The organism is Limnoraphis robusta BA-68 BA1, from assembly GCF_034932365.1.
GTDB lineage: Bacteria > Cyanobacteriota > Cyanobacteriia > Cyanobacteriales > Microcoleaceae > Capilliphycus > Capilliphycus robustus.
The window spans coordinates 1-16,474 of sequence record NZ_JAYGHR010000105.1 but is presented as its reverse complement, the minus strand read 5'-3'; the positions used below and the strand labels follow the sequence as shown (position 1 = coordinate 16,474).

The 16,474-nt window shown below is 40.5% G+C and carries 20 protein-coding genes; 8 read left to right on the top strand and 12 right to left on the bottom strand.

Annotation, left to right across the window (positions count from 1 at the left end; translation table 11 throughout):
- The first annotated feature begins 28 nt into the window (after positions 1–28).
- The 6 genes from VB836_RS29220 (at position 29) to VB836_RS29195 (ending at position 5,546) form a co-directional block, all read left to right on the top strand.
- On the top strand, positions 29–319 hold the full coding sequence (locus tag VB836_RS29220) for a glutaredoxin family protein (protein ID WP_046280317.1): 291 nt from the start codon (positions 29–31) through the stop codon (positions 317–319).
- A 298-nt stretch (positions 320–617) separates the two neighbouring features.
- A complete protein-coding gene (locus tag VB836_RS29215) occupies positions 618–2,150 on the top strand; it encodes a UDP-N-acetylmuramoyl-L-alanyl-D-glutamate--2,6-diaminopimelate ligase (RefSeq protein ID WP_323224931.1) in 1,533 nt (510 codons plus the stop codon).
- A 668-nt stretch (positions 2,151–2,818) separates the two neighbouring features.
- On the top strand, positions 2,819–3,100 hold the full coding sequence (locus VB836_RS29210; protein ID WP_046280778.1) for a hypothetical protein: 282 nt from the start codon (positions 2,819–2,821) through the stop codon (positions 3,098–3,100).
- 216 nt (positions 3,101–3,316) lie between these two features.
- Complete coding sequence (locus tag VB836_RS29205) at positions 3,317–3,523, top strand: hypothetical protein (protein ID WP_049560902.1); 207 nt, start codon at positions 3,317–3,319, stop codon at positions 3,521–3,523.
- Positions 3,524–3,654: 131 nt separating this feature from the next.
- Positions 3,655–4,746: an RNA-guided endonuclease InsQ/TnpB family protein gene (locus VB836_RS29200; RefSeq protein ID WP_323224928.1), complete on the top strand. Its 1,092-nt coding sequence runs from the start codon at positions 3,655–3,657 to the stop codon at positions 4,744–4,746.
- 179 nt (positions 4,747–4,925) lie between these two features.
- Positions 4,926–5,546: a hypothetical protein gene (locus tag VB836_RS29195; RefSeq protein WP_323224925.1), complete on the top strand. Its 621-nt coding sequence runs from the start codon at positions 4,926–4,928 to the stop codon at positions 5,544–5,546.
- 6 nt (positions 5,547–5,552) lie between these two features.
- On the opposite strand, the gene VB836_RS29190 is transcribed toward VB836_RS29195, so the two are convergent.
- Positions 5,553–6,005, bottom strand: coding sequence for a hypothetical protein (locus VB836_RS29190; RefSeq protein WP_323224922.1), 453 nt, complete (start codon positions 6,003–6,005; stop codon positions 5,553–5,555).
- 11 nt (positions 6,006–6,016) lie between these two features.
- Positions 6,017–7,186 carry a tetratricopeptide repeat protein gene (locus tag VB836_RS29185; RefSeq protein ID WP_323224919.1) on the bottom strand — a complete coding sequence of 390 codons (1,170 nt, stop codon included), beginning with the start codon at positions 7,184–7,186 and terminating at the stop codon, positions 6,017–6,019.
- Positions 7,187–7,269: 83 nt separating this feature from the next.
- On the opposite strand from VB836_RS29185, the gene rimM reads away from it, so the two are divergent.
- Complete coding sequence (rimM, locus tag VB836_RS29180) at positions 7,270–7,884, top strand: ribosome maturation factor RimM (protein ID WP_046280781.1); 615 nt, start codon at positions 7,270–7,272, stop codon at positions 7,882–7,884.
- A gap of 10 nt (positions 7,885–7,894) precedes the next feature.
- Here rimM and VB836_RS29175 read toward each other — a convergent pair whose 3' ends face one another.
- The 3 genes from VB836_RS29175 to VB836_RS29165 form a co-directional block, all read right to left on the bottom strand.
- On the bottom strand, positions 7,895–8,347 hold the full coding sequence (locus tag VB836_RS29175) for a nitrate reductase associated protein (protein WP_323224915.1): 453 nt from the start codon (positions 8,345–8,347) through the stop codon (positions 7,895–7,897).
- 113 nt (positions 8,348–8,460) lie between these two features.
- Positions 8,461–8,934 (bottom strand): phosphate-starvation-inducible PsiE family protein, encoded by a 474-nt coding sequence (locus VB836_RS29170; protein ID WP_323224912.1) that lies wholly within the window; start codon positions 8,932–8,934, stop codon positions 8,461–8,463.
- Between the two features lie 60 nt (positions 8,935–8,994).
- Positions 8,995–10,269 (bottom strand): glycoside hydrolase, encoded by a 1,275-nt coding sequence (locus tag VB836_RS29165; protein ID WP_323224910.1) that lies wholly within the window; start codon positions 10,267–10,269, stop codon positions 8,995–8,997.
- Positions 10,270–10,434: 165 nt separating this feature from the next.
- On the opposite strand from VB836_RS29165, the gene VB836_RS29160 reads away from it, so the two are divergent.
- A complete protein-coding gene (locus tag VB836_RS29160; RefSeq protein ID WP_323224907.1) occupies positions 10,435–11,070 on the top strand; it encodes a type I restriction endonuclease subunit R in 636 nt (211 codons plus the stop codon).
- A gap of 41 nt (positions 11,071–11,111) precedes the next feature.
- Here the strand turns inward: VB836_RS29160 and VB836_RS29155 are convergent, their stop codons facing one another.
- From VB836_RS29155 to VB836_RS29125, 7 genes are all read right to left on the bottom strand, one after another.
- Positions 11,112–12,209 (bottom strand): DUF3800 domain-containing protein, encoded by a 1,098-nt coding sequence (locus VB836_RS29155; RefSeq protein ID WP_323224904.1) that lies wholly within the window; start codon positions 12,207–12,209, stop codon positions 11,112–11,114.
- 67 nt (positions 12,210–12,276) lie between these two features.
- Complete coding sequence (locus tag VB836_RS29150) at positions 12,277–12,834, bottom strand: sugar O-acetyltransferase (protein WP_323224902.1); 558 nt, start codon at positions 12,832–12,834, stop codon at positions 12,277–12,279.
- Between the two features lie 57 nt (positions 12,835–12,891).
- Positions 12,892–13,500 (bottom strand): glutathione binding-like protein, encoded by a 609-nt coding sequence (locus tag VB836_RS29145; protein WP_323224900.1) that lies wholly within the window; start codon positions 13,498–13,500, stop codon positions 12,892–12,894.
- Between the two features lie 64 nt (positions 13,501–13,564).
- Positions 13,565–14,683 carry an alkene reductase gene (locus VB836_RS29140; protein WP_323224898.1) on the bottom strand — a complete coding sequence of 373 codons (1,119 nt, stop codon included), beginning with the start codon at positions 14,681–14,683 and terminating at the stop codon, positions 13,565–13,567.
- A gap of 74 nt (positions 14,684–14,757) precedes the next feature.
- Entirely contained in the window at positions 14,758–15,120 is a 363-nt protein-coding gene (gene trxA / locus VB836_RS29135) for a thioredoxin (protein ID WP_323224896.1), read from the bottom strand.
- Positions 15,121–15,181: 61 nt separating this feature from the next.
- Positions 15,182–15,466 carry a hypothetical protein gene (locus tag VB836_RS29130; RefSeq protein ID WP_323224894.1) on the bottom strand — a complete coding sequence of 95 codons (285 nt, stop codon included), beginning with the start codon at positions 15,464–15,466 and terminating at the stop codon, positions 15,182–15,184.
- Between the two features lie 54 nt (positions 15,467–15,520).
- Positions 15,521–16,102, bottom strand: a complete 582-nt coding sequence (locus VB836_RS29125; RefSeq protein ID WP_323224892.1) for a TetR/AcrR family transcriptional regulator — start codon at positions 16,100–16,102, stop codon at positions 15,521–15,523.
- Positions 16,103–16,474 lie beyond the last annotated feature (372 nt).

Here is a 16,474-nt window from a genome sequence, read left to right as displayed (position 1 = left end):
CAGTCAAAACAGAGCATGAGGGTGTGAAATGCTGTTAATTCTCTATAGCAAACCGGGCTGTCATTTGTGCGAAGGATTACAAGAAAAACTTGAAGAAATTCAGGCTGATCCTCAAAGTGAATGTAAATTTGAGTTGGAAGTTCGAGATATTACAACTCAGGATGACTGGTTCAAAGCCTATGAGTATGAAATTCCTGTTTTGTACAGACAACGCGATCATCAATGTGCGGAAGAACCTCTACCTCGTCCTTCTCCCCGGATGGGCGCCAAATCTTTAGAAATGTTACTACAGAAGTACCTGTGCAGTAGCCTGGATTAATCCTCAACAGTTAGATGATACCCGCGACACAGTAGAGGAATTGCGATCGCAATTATCTTGAAGACTTCTATTCTTTTGACTGGGGTGAAGAACCTCCGCTTTTTGCTTCTCCCCGGATGACAGCCCAATTGTTAGAAATCTAAAAAGGTGGTAATGGATCTGAGGCGGAGTCAGAAAAGAAGTCTAGAGTCAAGATGTTGTCAGTTGATCGACTGATTAACCGAACCCTCTGTTTCAGAAATTGTCCATTTGCGATTATCATGCAAAATTAAACCTAATCTGTTGGTGAGGAGTTGTAATGCAATTAAAGGAGTTACTCGCAAAAGTTGCCGATCTGTCTGAATTAAAATCCCATCCGGCTTTTGAGAAAGAAGTCAAAGGGTTAGCCACCAATTCCCATGCTTGTCAAACCGGGGATTTGTTTATTGGAATGCCGGGAACCCGAGTTGATGGGGGGGATTTCTGGCCCAGTGCAATCGCCAACGGTGCAGTCGCGGCGTTAGTTTCCCAAGCGGCGGCACAGAAAACACCACTCACCCCAAACGAAAACACAGAACTTCCCTGTGTCATTCCTACTGCCAATATGACGACCACTTGCGCTCAAGTTGCAGCCGCTTTTTATGGGTATCCGGCTCAACAGCTTAAACTGGTTGGCGTAACAGGAACCAACGGCAAAACCACAACCACTCATCTGATTGAATATTTGCTGGATCTGGCGGAAAAACCTACTGTTTTGTTTGGGACGCTCTACACTCGTTGGTTAGGTTCTCAACAAACAGCCGCCTATACCACTCCTTTTGCGGTAGAACTCCAACAAAAGTTAGCGGAAGCTGTGAAAGCTGGTTGTCAGTATGGCGTGATGGAAGTCAGTTCCCATGCACTCCACCAAGGACGAGTCTTGGAATGTCCCTTTGAGGTGGCGGTGTTTACCAACCTGACGCAAGACCATCTCGATTATCACCCGACGATGGAAGATTATTTTGAGGCGAAGGCGTTGCTGTTTAGTCCTCAATACCTCAAAGGTCGGGCGGTGATTAATGCGGATGACCCTTACGGAAAACGTTTAATTGAACGTTTAGAACCCCATCAAGTTTGGAGTTACAGCATTAACGACTCAACCGCAGATTTATGGGCCGATCAACTCAGTTATCAACCCAATGGCGTGACTGGAGTTTTGCATACGCCTGAAGGTGAGGCGGCGTTTGAGTTGCCTTTGGTGGGTCAATACAATTTATCGAACTTGCTAGCGGCGGTTGGTGCAGGTTTGGCGGTGGGATTAGAGTTGTCGGCGATTATCACAAATTTACCCCAATTTCCTGGTGTACCGGGACGGATGGAACGGGTGCAAATCATTCCAGAGCAGGATATTAGTGTGATTGTTGATTATGCACATACCCCTGATAGTTTGGAGAATTTGTTGAAGGCGTCTCGTCCATTTATTCCGGGGCGAATGATTTGTGTGTTTGGTTGCGGGGGAGATCGCGATCGCACGAAACGCCCGAAAATGGGGAAAATTGCCGCAGATCTCGCGGATCTGGTGGTGGTGACTTCGGATAATCCTCGCACAGAAGATCCCAACCGAATTCTAGAGGATATTTTAGCCGGGATTACTTTAGAGGTCGAACCCATCGTGATGTGTGATCGCGCCCATGCCATTCAGCGTGCTATTTTAGAGGCGAAACCGGGAGATGGGGTTTTGATCGCCGGAAAGGGTCACGAAGATTATCAGATTTTAGGAACTGAGAAGGTTCATTTTGATGATCGCGAACAAGCTCGGGACGCCCTTCTAGCGAGAAGTTTAGAAAGCGGATCTTCGGATGAGACTGCCTGAAAATGTTAAAATCTGTAACAGAACTGACTGTTAAAGGTCGGTGAGCATGACGTTTTAAGCTCTAAAAAGTGTGGGCTAGTTATTGATTGTGGTTAGCTACGTGTTCCACAAAATCGTTGAGAAGTCTGTTGAATTTCTCCGGTGCTAGTCCCCTCTTTTCTTCAGCATTTGCTCAAAAATGTGACAATCACAAAAGCTCCACAAGATCTCTGTCTTAAGATAGAGAATTCGTGATAGCCTATGGGTTAAGTTAGGGTAAGCATAATGGGCTGTATCCTTGACCTCAAGAGTTTTGGTACAACTGACTCAAGAGGGATTTACGGATTGAATACCCCCTTATTTTGGGAAAAAACATCAACTTAATTTGATGAAAATCGCACCTAATAAAATATTTTCTGCTTAACTAGGGAGCATCAATTGTATAAACAGATAACACGGTGGTGTTATTCTTTGTGAAGATGAGAAAAGTCTCATCGAAAAATCCTGAGTTCAAAACCATATAAAAAAGGTCTAAGCTGATAGAGATCATATTAGAGCGAAAAATTAGGGTGCATAAACTGAGTGGGACCTCCCGTAGATAGACTGGGATATGAGTCTAGCTTTGAACTTCAAGGTTTTGAGATGTTCAGAGCTGCCCTTGTTCAAGAGTTATGATCAGAAGGTATTTTATGGACACTGTATTAACCTATTACTTTGTAGTTGCATTTGCTGCTTTTGGGATGTGGTTCACCCTGTTTTGGAATGACCCCACAACTCCTCTCAATGACCGCATATCTTGGATTATTTTGTTGCTTGCACCTCTCTGTTGGCCAATAACAATTCCCACATCCATACTGAAACTGACAACGATGCGAACCCGTAGCCGCGTTACTATGGAAAAGTCAATCTCGATTAAACCCGCATCTTTAGCAACGATGTCCAGCAAAACAGAGATCGATGATCAGATTTAATCTGGTGAGACTTCTCCGCTTATCCGCATTAGCTTTACAGAAGCTTAACATTGCCTTTACAAAAGTTGAATTTAAAAGGCTGGAAACCTATGCTAACATGAGTTAGAGGGGTTTACAATTATATGGCCTTCTGGCTAGATAAAACAGTTAAATTAGCCATGACTTCTAGCTAGAAAGCTGAACGAGCAACAGAACATATCTACTCTTGAAAGACCGATGGAAATACTACTACTGAACTATGGGATTGGTGCGGTTGCCGTCTTTTGCATTTGGTTTAAGCTGTTTTTAGATTATTCTGATTTTCCTGAAGATCAGAGTGTATCTTGGGTTATTTTGGTATTAGCGACTTTATTATGGCCGATCACAGTTCCCCTATCAATACTTGAGCTAATTCTCAAGAAAACGAGAAGTCTCAAGTGTTAAAGCTCAAAAATGACGAATCAGGAGCTGTAGGCAAAAGACTTGGCTCAAGAATTTATTTTTAACAGAGAAGTAACTTAGTAGACGATTTATGGTACAAAACGGTACTATCTGTAAGATCAGATAATAGATCTATGCAACGAGCCTATCATACCAAGTTAAAACTGAACAACAAACAGAAGACTTTAATGGCGACCCACGCCGGATATTCTAGGTGGGTTTGGAATTGGGCTTTAAATCTCTGGAATGAAGCTTACAAACAGGGTTTAAAACCTTCAACGAATAAGCTAAAAAAGTTCTACACCAATCACATTAAGCCAAACTATCCCTGGCAGTCAACGCTAAGTTCTAGAGTTTATCAATTTGCTTTCATGCACTTAGGGGAAGCTTTCAGTCGCTTTTTTCAAGGCGTTGCCAAACATCCTAAGTTCAAGAAAAAAGGCAGAAATGATAGCTTTACTATTGACAATTGTGGCCAAGTAATGAGGTTTTCAGGGAGGAGATTAAAGCTTCCTTTTATTGGATGGGTTAACACTTACGAACCCCTTCCCGAAATTCAGACTAAACGAGTCACAATTAGTCGAGTCGCTGATTCTTGGTATCTGTCTGTCGCTTACGAATTTGAGCCAGAACCGACTGTAAAATCAAGAGAATACCTGGGTGTTGATGTTGGGGTTAAGGTATTAGCGACCTGTTCAGATGGTACTGTTTTTGTTAACCCAGCAGCCCACAAAAAAGCTCAAAAAAATCTGGCAAAACTTCAGCGCGAACTTTCTAGAAAACAGAAGGGTTCAAACAACAGGAATAAAGCCAAGCTCAAATTAGCAAAAGCTTATCAAAGAATTGTCAACATTCGGAAAGATACAATTCACAAACTCACCTCATGGCTATGCAAAAACCACGCAGTTATCGGGTTAGAAGACTTGAATGTTTCTGGGATGTTAAAAAATCATAAATTAGCGGGTGCTATAGCCGATTCTGCTTTTTATGAAATTCGCCGCCAAGTCGAGTATAAGTCCGAGTGGTACGGCTCAGTAGTAGTTTTTGCTGACAGATTTTATCCGTCAACTAAGACTTGTTCAAGTTGCGGTCACGTTCAAGAAATAGCACTGAAAGAACGAGTTTTTAACTGTAATAATTGCGGTGTAAGCGTTGACCGTGATTTGAATGCCAGCCTAAATTTATTACATTATGCCGAGGGCTTCTCGGCTGATTTGCCTGTCTGACCGGGTGCTGCCGACAGTCCGGGGTGATGCAGGAACGAAACATTAATACGGTTTATACCGTGTTATATCAGTTTTCGATAGCAGCTTGTTCTATTCTTTCTCTTGGATTCTGTAAGCTGAGTCGTGAACACCAATTGTCAAGAGATATTATTCTGTGAGCTGAACACATTGATAATGTTATGATTTCCCTATTAGTCAGCTACTCAATTGGAGGCTTCATTGCCTTTTTGATTTGGTTGAAATTGTTTCTTAATGATTCTACTGCTTCTCTGAGCGATTACAATTCCTGGAGAATGTTGCTGTTCGTCACCTGTTTATGGCCAATTACGGCACCGGTTTCATTAATAGAAATTGGACTTAAAAATAAGCCGCTTCAAGAGAGTTTAAAGCCTTCAGTGCCTGCTAATCCTTTACCTTTAGGTTATCTTTTGAAGAAAGCTGGATTGATTTCTGAATCTCAAGTAATTAGAGCATTAGAAATTCAGCAAGCGACTGATAAACAGATGAGAATTGGAGAAATTATCGCCTATCAGGGATGGTTAAAACAAGAAACCATCGATTTTTTTGCTGAATGTTTACCCCAGATGAGAAGTCAGCCCAAGCAAAGGATTGGACAGTATCTCAAATTAGCTAGACTTCTCAATGATAGACAAATTCAGGCGATTTTAGACGAACAGCTTCAGACGGATTTACGATTTGGAGAAATAGCAGTTTTGAAAGGATGGGTTAACACAGAAACCGTGAATTTTATTATACGACATTTACAGGGAGAACCGTTAGCGATTTCCCTGTCAAAATAACAAGAGTTATTCCGATTCTTTGTGAGAAGAAGAGATGATTTTAAAGGGTATTGTCTTCATTTTATATTCGCTCGTTTGGATAGAATATTGAAGATCATTGACAAGAGCTTGAGCTTCTGATAAACTCTTGTTGAGATCATTGACAGCATCCTGTTTAGTTCTATCAATATTTTGGCGAGTTTGTGAGAGATTTTGAACCGACATCACCACCAAAACTAAAACAGTCGTCACCGTTGAAGTGGAAACGACAACAGCAATGACAATCCAAGTATTGAGAACAGGAGTTAGACGGCGAACCGTCGGATCAATTTCGGCTTGAACTTCTGTTAACGTTGAGCGGTGACTTTCGTCTGATTGTTGCAGAAAAGATTGAGCAGATAAACCCCTCTGAAAGCCAATAGAACCCAGAAAAACGAGAGAAAATAACCAAGCTAATTGAATCAGATTACGGACTAACATTTGACTCCAAATCAACTCTTATTTTGCATTAACGCTTGAAAACGTTCGTCATTCACTAAAGATTGAAAATCCGCCTCTTTTTTGCCTAAATTACGAACAACAGTCGGTTTAAGTTCTATTGCTTTCTCTAGGCTTTCTAAAGCTAAATCAACCTTTTCCTGTACTCCATAACAACGCGCCTGATTGTACCACACTAAATAAAATTCTGGATTGAGTTGAGCCGCTTTTTGATAGGAAGTAATCGCTTCATCATATCTTTGAAGTTGAGCCAAAGCAAACCCGCGATTATTCCAAGCATCGACATAATTTTCTTTTAAATGAATCGCTCGATCATAAGACAAAACCGCCGCCTCATAATATTTCATTTTCCCGAGGGCTACACCGCGATTATTCCAAGCATCCGCATATTCAGAGCGCAATTGTAAGGCTTTTTCATAGGAGGCGATCGCTTCGTGATATCGTTGTAGTTTAGTTAAAACAACACCGCGATTATTCCAAACTTCTACCCCATGACAATCGAGTTGTAAGGCGCGATCATAAGCTTGAACTGCCTCATCATAGCAGCCTTGGGTAAAAAATTTATCCCCTTGTTTGGCGTAATCCTGGGCGAGTTGAGAATTTTGTTGAGTATCGGGAGAAACAGGTTGAAGCAGTTGAAAATTTGATTGTGCTTTCAACGTTTCAAAAGACTGATCAAATTCTGTATTTTTTTGTTGAAGATGATATAAAATAGCTTGAGCGTCAGAAATCAGGGTTTCCACCTCAGACAACGCATCCGCTTTGAGACTTTCGATTTCCTGTTGAGCTAAAACAGTTTGCTGTGATAATTTAGAAAGCAGAAACCAAACCCCAAAAGCAGCTAATGTCGGAAGCACTAATAATAGAATCAGCAGCAAATTCACCACCGAAAGTGTGCGACGAAAAGCGTTATCAACTTCCGTTTGAATCGAGTTGTTAATATTCTGTGCTTCTCTAGAAACTGGCGTTTGGGCGATGGGGATAAGCGTTGGTTGTATCGACAAAATTGAAGTCTGAGCCGCCAAAGTTAAGTTCGGAGAGAATATAATTGATACAATGATAATCCAGCCCCCAAGGGTGAATGGGTTGGGAGTTGGATCAGCTAGTTTACGGACTCGTAAAAAAAATAATCGGATCGCCGTCGAACCTTTTATAGTCTTCATAGACGACCGAGAACTCCAAAGTAGAAAACCTGCTCCCATATATTCATTCAATTTATTGATTCTGCAAGTGTAGAAATCTTATCATGTCTGAGTGGATTGAAATTGGTAAAATTGTTGCCGCCCAAGGATTATATGGTGAAGTTCGGGTTAATCCCAATACTGACTTCCCCGAACGATTTCTTGAACCCGGAACCCGTTGGTTGCTTCAACCTGGACAGTCTGAACCCCAACCGATAGAACTTTTGGGGGGTCGTCTGATTCCCGGTAAGAGTCTGTATGTGGTTGAATTTGAAGGGATTGAAAATCGAGAACAGGCGGAAGCCTTGCGGGATAGCACTTTATTTGTGTCAAAAAGCGATCGCCCCCATTTAGAAGAAAATGAGTTTTATTTAGAGGATTTGATTGGTTTGAAAGTGTTCAACCAACTCAATGAAGAAGTGATTGGGGTTGTCATCAGTTTAGTTCCGGCGGGAAATGATTTGTTAGAAGTTGAACTGTATCCGTCAGCCGTAGAAACTTCAGAAACTTTAGAAGAAAATTCTGATTCACTTTCCTCGGATGAACCCTCAACTCCCCGCAAAAAACGTCCCTCGAAACCGAAAACTGTCTTGATTCCTTTTGTTGAGGAAATTGTTCCGGTTGTCGATGTGGAAAAAGGTCGAGTTGAAATTACACCTCCTGTTGGACTCATTGATTGAATTTAGCCGTTTAAACGATATTGAATTCTTTCAAAGCGGGTAAAAAGTTGTGATTTTCGTGACTAGGGCGACTGAGTTTAATTAAGGCAAATCGCTGAACAGGTGTTAAATTTTGCCATTGTTCAAGAGTAAGTTTAACGCCTGTTTCTTCGGATTTTTGTTGAACGGTTTCAGGAATTGTTTGACAATCTAACCAAGCTGGATTTTCTTCAACAGGTAAATCTTTGAGGGGAATATCGGTATATTTTTCGGCGAGTTGTTGTAGTAAATTCCGATAACTTTGGATGTCTGAGGGTGTTGTTGTCGGTTGTTCAACTAAGGTTTGACGTTCGGTTTGTGGAAATTCATTCCAATGGGCTAATTTTAATTTCACCCCACAGGTATCGAGTTTATAGCGGACAATCATCGGAATACAGCGCAAAGAAGCTACAAAATCATCTTCAAATTGAAAAAAATAAGTCATTCAAGTTTCTCCTCAAAAGTTAGTAATTTTGTATTATAGCGTTTCTTGTCACTGAAATCGTTGTCAAAAAGTTTAACTAAATCGTTTTCTAGCAAGGGAGACGCTTGCATTTTTTAATGATAATCATCACGATTAGCATTCGTGCGTCGAATAATCCAATAACTAATGGCTAAAGCAAATAAAGCCAACGCTAAACCCATTAAATCAACACCGCTATTCTTATCAAGATTAAACAGAATAATTTTCCGTGCTACTGCAATTAAAGAGGTAACAATCACTAATTCGATTTGAATAACGTGTTTTCTCAGATAAGCTGAAATATTCTCTAAAAGTTCTAGTGCAATTAACAAATTTAAAAATAATCCAAAAATTTCAAAAAGAGTATTTTTAAAGATGAGATTGGGATCAAAGAGTAATTCTCTAAATAAAAAAACCAGTAAATGACCCGTAGCAGAAATAATCAAAGCCACCATCGCCAAAGAGAGAATTTTGGAGATGATGACCTCAATATTTTCTAAAAGTTCGATGAATTTTTCATCCTCAGACCACATACGGAATAGCTGAAAACGTTTTTTGAACCGCCCCATAATTCAATTGAATCTATAAAACTCATTTAGATTGTAGCGGTTTTTGGATTTTTAACCAAGCTATTGATGAACAGTTTCAGCAATTAAACCTTCCGCCCAAGCTAAACACTGATATCCTTGTTGCGCCCAAAACTCCGAACCCCAGTAGACAAAGCAACTGGTTTCACATAATAATAAGGCTCGTTTTTGTTCATCAGACAACGATGAATTTGTTGCTTGTCGTTCACAAGCTTGACTCAACCGTTCAACCGCTTTCAAAACCCCCTGGCGCAAGTCTCCTTCATTCCAACTTTGATGTCCGCCAATCCAAGATCCGCCCGTAGATTTAAGCCGAATTTCTGTTGTCGGATTCTTAGCATAACTATCAATATACTGGCTAACGGTCATAAAGGCAATATCCGACCAGTTGTGTGACTCTCGAAACAGGGGAACAAAGGAATTTTTGAAATACTCAAACATCATTACATTGCCATTTTCTCCGTCAGAAGTGGGGACAACTAAAGGCGGAATATTAGATGATTTTAACGTATTTCCTCGATAGCGAATATCTTGAATACATCCATCGGTATTTTGACCACTTTGTTGACGAATTCCCATGTCAGTATCGCGGACAACACAGAGGATTCGTTCAGATTCTCCCCCAGATTCTACCACTAACCAATGCACTCGATTTTCAACTTCTGGGGTACTCCACTCTTGAGGATATTCTAAAGCAGAATGAGGTAAAATAATCCACTCATAACCGCATTTTTTTAACAACCGAATTAATCGTAATGCTTCTGCGGGTTCGCCTGTCATTCCCATTTCTGGTAGCCAAAATCCCCGCACGTTTGAGAGTGCTTCGGTTCCAAATAAATCAGCAAAAACTCGCCGCCATTCCATAATTTGGGCTTCGTGATCTCGTTCAGGCGTTGCCGGAAAATAACAATGACTGTAAGCGGTTCCCGTAAATTCAACCGCTTCTGAATGTTCGCTTAAAACCTCTCGCCATAAACCAATCACATCCCCCATCATTTCTCCATCGACTTCGAGATGATCAAAATGACCATTACTCGAAAGTTTCGCTAATTCTTCTAACAAAACTCCAGAATAATCTACCATAATTCTAGGTTTTAAACCCTCAGCTTTCAGGTTTTTAACATAACGAGCCGGGTTTTTGTAGGCTTGAGCGAACCATCGAGAATTCCAACTTTCCTCGGAATTGGGTTCACTATTCAGCATTTTTTCTAAATTGCCAATCAGTTTGGCATCTGAACCGTGACCGACCCAAATTGGCGGTTGGTGCATATGCAACCAGGGAACAAATACGGCGAGAGGATTAGTATTTGATGACATCAGGAAAATATTATTGATTCTTGTACTCACAAATAGGTTAACGTCTTTTGCAGGCGATCGCGTAATTATATCAATTTATTTAACATTTGAAATATTATGTTTTGGGAAAATGGGATCGGGCAAAATTTTGTTAAACTGTTGATAGCAGACTACAAATTATAATCTATGGTTACGGGTACGGGAATTACAGATGTTATCAAAAGTTTCAGCGATTTGCAAACTCGCTTCGGTTTATATCAAACCGATCAAGATGATTTTTTTCAGGAGTGGACGGAAGATTTACCCGCTCTAAATGAGCAGGAACAAGCCGGAATAGAGCGAATAAAGCGGCGTTATGACTATCATAGAGTCGATCATTTATTGTTGGAAGGTACGGTTAATTTAATAGTCGTTTCTCCCCTGTTAGAATTGGCGGGTTTTCTCGATCCTCCGTTCCGCATTCGTTCACCCTATGGAATCGAATTAGAACTTGATGATCCCGATGAAAAAATTAGAGGTTTTATTGATGCTGTAATTCTACAAAACAGACTGTGGATATTAACTGTAGAATCCAAACGAAACAGTATTCCCGTTTTAGCCGCACTTCCTCAATTGTTGGCTTATTTATTAGCAAATCCTCAAGCCAATTCTCCAACATTTGGTTTGGCGACAAATAGCGATGAATTTATTTTTCTGAAACTGATTAAAAGCGAAACCTCACAATATGATATTTCCCGAACGTTTTCTCTATTTCCCCGACGCCATGAGTTGGGTGAAGTTTTGAAAATTTTAAAACGTTTAGGAAAAATTGTATTAGAATAGATTAATTGCTTATCTCAAACTGGGTTATTAACTTGCGTAAACTACTCATGTATACGATCTTGGAGTATCGATGAATTTTGCATAAAAAGATTTGCAAAATAGTCAAGTGGAGACGAAGCATTACTTCCTGTTGTACCTAACTGCTCAGGCGTAAATTTCTTTTCTGGGGCAATAAGAAAACAATAAAAAGCCTCACCCATAACCTCTGCCAGACTTTTACCAAAGAGATCATCAGGATTTTTACCTTCGTTGAACCACCTTGCACAGCGCGTAAAAGCACCTGCAAGAATATCAACTAACTGTAGTCCAGCCCAACTTTTTGAATCTTCAGGACAAGTCTTGACAACTCGAATAGGGAATTGTGCTTTTCTTCTATCGTAGCCTACCTCAATAGATGGTAGGTTAGGATCAACAACAGTATCCCAAATCTTTCTCTCTTTAGCCATAGCAGAGGAGTTATCGTGTATCAAAACAATATCATCGTCTATATCTTTACGCCACAAAATCATCAAATCAAGAGTACAAGATACTGCAATATCAAGATGGTCTGCTGTCTCCAATAGTTCGTATCCAAACTCAACATAGCTTGCTCGAAAAAAATCAAGAAGTTGATCAAGATCTTCAGAATATTTTTGCCTAAAGAGAGGCTCGAAAAATGCTTGGTAGGACTCTTCACTCCTTAAACGCATCATATCTTGAAAATTTTTTAATAGACTATTGAAGAAATCTACTCCTCCCCAGACAGGTAAAGTATAGAATAAAAGATTAGCGAGTCCAATGTTAGCACCTTTATCGTATAAATCTATTCCATTCTCATAACATACTGGCTCAACCAACATCTCGACCATTTTGCTAACTAACACAAACTGCTTATTAGCTAATGAAAACTTAACCAATTCAGGTTTTATCGAAAGTTCTTTTAAGAATTCAAGGATCATTTGCTGCTGTCTAGGTCTTTGTCTTTTTGACAGGGATGAGTATTTAAGCTCAGTTGATTGCACATTATTAAAAAATATACGCTTTAATTCCTGACAATCTTGCTCAGATAATTTGAGTGATGCCAGAGTAAATATAGGTTGTTCTTTATTTAGCAAGTCTTGACCTGTATAGCCGGATTCATCTAAAAAAATTGTACTCAAACTGACTGTCTCCACAACTAACTCTACTGTATATCTAGCATATCAATTCTCTAGGTAAATGAGACTCTTAAGATAACTCCCGAATTACCCGACAAGGATTGCCAACGGCGACAACATTTGCAGGAATATCTTTCGTTACCACACTACCAGCGCCTATCGTTGTATTATCTCCAATTGTCACACCCGGACATATAATAGCACCGCCTCCAATCCAAACATTGTTCCCAATTTTAACGGGGGTAGCGAGTTCTTTTCCGGTTAATCTAATTGTCGGATCAATGGGATGATGAGCGGCGTAAATTTGAACGTAGGGAGCGCAGAGAACATTATCTCCAATATGAACGGTATTACAATCTAAAATCACACAACCAAAATTCATATAAAAATTATCCCCGGCATAAATATGACTGCCATAATCACAATAAAAAGGAGGAGTAATAACAGCATTTGAACCCACTTTACCCAACAATTCTTTTAACAGTTTTTGTCGTTCTTCCAGTTCAGTTTCAGTTGTAGCATTATACAAACGAATCAGCCGAAAAGCGCGTTGATGTTCCTCTGTTAGTTCAGAATCATTTGACAGGTATAATTCCCCTGATAACATTTTTTGTTTTTCAGTTTTCATGGTAATTTCAATAAAAAAGTAGGGTAGGACAATAAATCCCACCCTACAGTTTAACATTTATTCAGCTAATACAGCCATTCCTTTTTGAACAGCCGGACGATTTTTCATCGTTTCTACCCAACGTTTTAAGTTTGGATGGTTATCTAAAGTCACGCCTAAATATTCATAAGCAGCCACCCAAGGATAAGTCGCAATATCAGCAATTGAATAGTCTCCTGCGATGAATTCTTGCTTGGCTAATTCCCCGTCTAATACCCCAAATAACCGCAAGGTTTCCTTCTCGTATCGTTCAATTGCGTAAGGGATTTTTTCGGGTGCATAGTTGCGAAAATGACTCAACTGACCAAACATCGGCCCAACACTTGCCATTTGAAACATTAACCATTCAATTACTTTAATTCGGTTCGCTGGTTCAGAGGGCAATAACTGACCTGTTTTTTCAGCTAAATAAATCAAAATAGCCCCGGACTCAAATACCGTAATTCCTGTATCTTGATCAACAATTGCCGGAATTTTGCTATTAGGATTAATCGCCACAAACTCTGGACTAAATTGATCACCTTTTTTGATGTCAATTTTAATCGAATTATAAGCAAGTCCGACTTCCTCTAACATAATCGCAGGTTTGCGTCCGTTGGGAGTTGTAAAGGTGTAAAGGTCAATCATATTTTTCTTGTGAGTGTAATGTTTTTTCAAGTCAGAGGATGAGCAATACCCATCCAAAAATAAATTAAACTGTCATCAATACTTCCGACTCATCGAGAAAAGGATAGTCTGTATAACCCCGTTCATCACCGCCATAAAATGTTGAGCGATCATATTGATTTAACGGTGCATTTAACGCAAATCGTTTCGGTAAATCAGGATTAGCAATAAATAATCGACCATAGGCGACTAAATCTGCATCACCCTGTTCTAAAACGGCTTCTCCCATTTCTCGGCTATAACCTCCAGCCGTGATAATTTGACCTTGAAAAATTGACCGGAAATGACGCGCCCCCAGTCCAGTACCATCATCTTCAACTATTGTGTGTCCTTGAATTCGGGGTTCAACAATGTGGAGATAAGCCAAATTAAACCGATTCAATTCCGAGACAACATAATTAAACAAAGCCTCTAGATCCGAATCAAACATACTTCCGAAGTTACTACTGGGAGATAACCTCACCCCCACTTTATCCGCATCCCAAACGCTTGTAACTGCTTCTAAAACTTCCATCAAAAAACGCGCCCTGTTTTCGATAGAACCGCCATATTGATCCGTGCGTTTGTTGGAGCCATCATGGAGAAACTGATCGAGTAAATATCCATTAGCACTGTGAACTTCTATCCCATCAAATCCGGCTAATTTTGCATTGTGTGCAGCTTGACGATACTGTTCAACAATCATCGGAATTTCTTCTGTTTCTAACGCTCTCGGTGTCACATAGGGTTGTTCTCCTGATAAGGTACTAACCATCCCTTCCGGTGCGATCGCACTCGGCGCTACAGGTAACTCTCCATTCGGTTGTAAAGAAGGATGAGAAACCCGACCAACGTGCCACAATTGCAAGAAGATTTTTCCCCGTTGATCATGCACGGCTTCAGTGATTTTTTGCCATCCTTCTATTTGTTCGGGTGAATGAATTCCGGGTGTATTCGGATAGCCTAATCCTTGGGGTGAAATTTGGGTTGCTTCACTAATAATTAACCCCGCAGAAGCCCGTTGACTATAATAAACCACATTCATTTCTTGAGGCACATTTCCTGCTTTTGCCCGCATTCGAGTTAAAGGTGCCATCACCATACGATTAGAGAGTTTGTAAGCACCCAGTTGAACAGGTTTTAACAAGTTGAGATTGTTATTCATGGCTAAATATTGAGATGTGAAGGACAAAGTAGAGGGTTTTCAGGAAGGCTAAAATCAGCCTTCCTAGACTTGAATTAAGCGAGGGAATTTGCAGATGAAACTTGATCAACTAATTCTTGAACTTTATTTGACAAGACCGACTGATCAACCACACCATCAACTCGATAAATCACTTCTCCTTCACTGAAAAATAACAGCGTCGGAATCGCTTCAATTCGATATCGGGTTGGGAGTTCTTCATAATCGTCAATATTCAACTTGCCGACTTTTACAACTCCGTCAAATTCAGCCGCTAATCCACTAACAATTGGATTCATTACCCGACAAGGGCCACACCAAGGCGCCCAGAAGTCAACCACAACGGGAATAGCACTTTTGAGAACTTCTATTTCAAAGTTTTCATCGGTTAATGTAATATATTTTTCAGCCTCTGACATGATTCAGTTCCTCCTAAAGTTGGGGTGGGGTCTGGCTGTACCATTCCCCGTCTCAGGGTGATTATACGGCTACAGGAAGATTTTTCAATGGGGTGTGGAATGTTTTTTGGGTCGGGAGGTTTGGTATAATTTGCTTTAACAAAGCTATGAACCATCCAGAACCGTTTCTATCTATTACAGATGATTTTCTTGACCTTTGTTCTGTCGGTTTTGCAGTTCTTGAGTCAAATTCATCATAATTCGCCATTTTTTGAACGATTGTTCCAGTTGTCTCAAAAAAATAGAACCCTTCGCCGTAACTCACTCTTGAAAGACGACTTGGAAAACCCGGTAATTGGTTTTTCATATTTTTAGAATAGCAATTCTGGAACGAATAGTCAAGTATTTTGATCAAATCTCCTCATTCTAAGACACAGAGGAGGATTTCGATGATCTCTTGCAAGATTTGCGGATCGGGATTAACCTTAGTAATGACCCGCAACCCTTGTAAATTGCACGTCAGATAACGGGCGAGGGCTTGTAAATTCTTGTTGGCTGGAATTTCCCCTTTTTCTTGGGCGCGAGATAACGCCCTGTAAAACGCCTGTTCAATACGCTGGAGGTTCTTGGCGATCCGCTTGGCGGTATCGGGGTCATGGGGACAGAGTTCAACGGCTGTGTTCGTCACAAAACACCCCCGACGATCTGGGTCTGCAACCATCCGATCCACTAAACTCTGAAAATAATCAATAATTGCAGGCTTCGAGGCGTCTGGGGCTTCTAAACGAGCGATCGTACAACGAACCACCGTCTCATCATAATGGGCGATCGCTTCGAGAAACAAAGACCGTTTATCCCCAAAAGTATCATAGAGACTGCCTCGGTTAATCCCCATGCTTTCGATCAAATCCTGCACCGACGTCCCCTCATAACCATAACGCCAGAACGTCTCCATCGCCTTTGCTAGAACTTCTTCGCGATTAAACTCCTTATGCCTTGCCATGACTTGTGTTTGGGATGAAACATCATCATTTTACCATTTCTGGAACGATTAGTTTAATATTCTAACAAAAAACTTCTGTTAAAAATCTGTTATGAAAGATACCGAAAAAGTCGCGGGAGCATGATACTCATGCCTTTTAAGGCATGGTGGAAAGGCGACCCGCTAGGTTTTAACCTACCGTTATATCCAAGCCACGCTAAGATATAGCTATGATTATATTTGAGTTCAAGGCAAAAGGTAAAACAAGTCAATATCAAGCGATTGACGAAGCGATCCGCACGTCCCAGTTTATCCGAAATAAGTGTATTAGATATTGGATGGATAACAGAGGGGTGAGCAAAGCTGATTTGAGCAAATACACAAAAGTATTGG

Bases quoted from the DNA above. Each gene is read 5' to 3' on its own strand.
- VB836_RS29205 (WP_049560902.1), top strand. From the start codon at position 3,317: ATGGAAATACTACTACTGAACTATGGGATTGGTGCGGTTGCCGTCTTT.
- VB836_RS29190 (WP_323224922.1), bottom strand. From the start codon at position 6,005: ATGTTAGTCCGTAATCTGATTCAATTAGCTTGGTTATTTTCTCTCGTT.
- VB836_RS29170 (WP_323224912.1), bottom strand. From the start codon at position 8,934: ATGGGGCGGTTCAAAAAACGTTTTCAGCTATTCCGTATGTGGTCTGAG.
- VB836_RS29220 (WP_046280317.1), top strand. From the start codon at position 29: ATGCTGTTAATTCTCTATAGCAAACCGGGCTGTCATTTGTGCGAAGGA.
- VB836_RS29145 (WP_323224900.1), bottom strand. From the start codon at position 13,500: ATGATTGACCTTTACACCTTTACAACTCCCAACGGACGCAAACCTGCG.
- rimM (WP_046280781.1), top strand. From the start codon at position 7,270: ATGTCTGAGTGGATTGAAATTGGTAAAATTGTTGCCGCCCAAGGATTA.
- VB836_RS29150 (WP_323224902.1), bottom strand. From the start codon at position 12,834: ATGAAAACTGAAAAACAAAAAATGTTATCAGGGGAATTATACCTGTCA.
- VB836_RS29140 (WP_323224898.1), bottom strand. From the start codon at position 14,683: ATGAATAACAATCTCAACTTGTTAAAACCTGTTCAACTGGGTGCTTAC.
- VB836_RS29215 (WP_323224931.1), top strand. From the start codon at position 618: ATGCAATTAAAGGAGTTACTCGCAAAAGTTGCCGATCTGTCTGAATTA.
- VB836_RS29195 (WP_323224925.1), top strand. From the start codon at position 4,926: ATGATTTCCCTATTAGTCAGCTACTCAATTGGAGGCTTCATTGCCTTT.
- VB836_RS29125 (WP_323224892.1), bottom strand. From the start codon at position 16,102: ATGGCAAGGCATAAGGAGTTTAATCGCGAAGAAGTTCTAGCAAAGGCG.
- VB836_RS29200 (WP_323224928.1), top strand. From the start codon at position 3,655: ATGCAACGAGCCTATCATACCAAGTTAAAACTGAACAACAAACAGAAG.
- VB836_RS29185 (WP_323224919.1), bottom strand. From the start codon at position 7,186: ATGAAGACTATAAAAGGTTCGACGGCGATCCGATTATTTTTTTTACGA.
- VB836_RS29165 (WP_323224910.1), bottom strand. From the start codon at position 10,269: ATGTCATCAAATACTAATCCTCTCGCCGTATTTGTTCCCTGGTTGCAT.
- VB836_RS29175 (WP_323224915.1), bottom strand. From the start codon at position 8,347: ATGACTTATTTTTTTCAATTTGAAGATGATTTTGTAGCTTCTTTGCGC.
- VB836_RS29160 (WP_323224907.1), top strand. From the start codon at position 10,435: ATGGTTACGGGTACGGGAATTACAGATGTTATCAAAAGTTTCAGCGAT.
- trxA (WP_323224896.1), bottom strand. From the start codon at position 15,120: ATGTCAGAGGCTGAAAAATATATTACATTAACCGATGAAAACTTTGAA.
- VB836_RS29210 (WP_046280778.1), top strand. From the start codon at position 2,819: ATGGACACTGTATTAACCTATTACTTTGTAGTTGCATTTGCTGCTTTT.
- VB836_RS29130 (WP_323224894.1), bottom strand. From the start codon at position 15,466: ATGAAAAACCAATTACCGGGTTTTCCAAGTCGTCTTTCAAGAGTGAGT.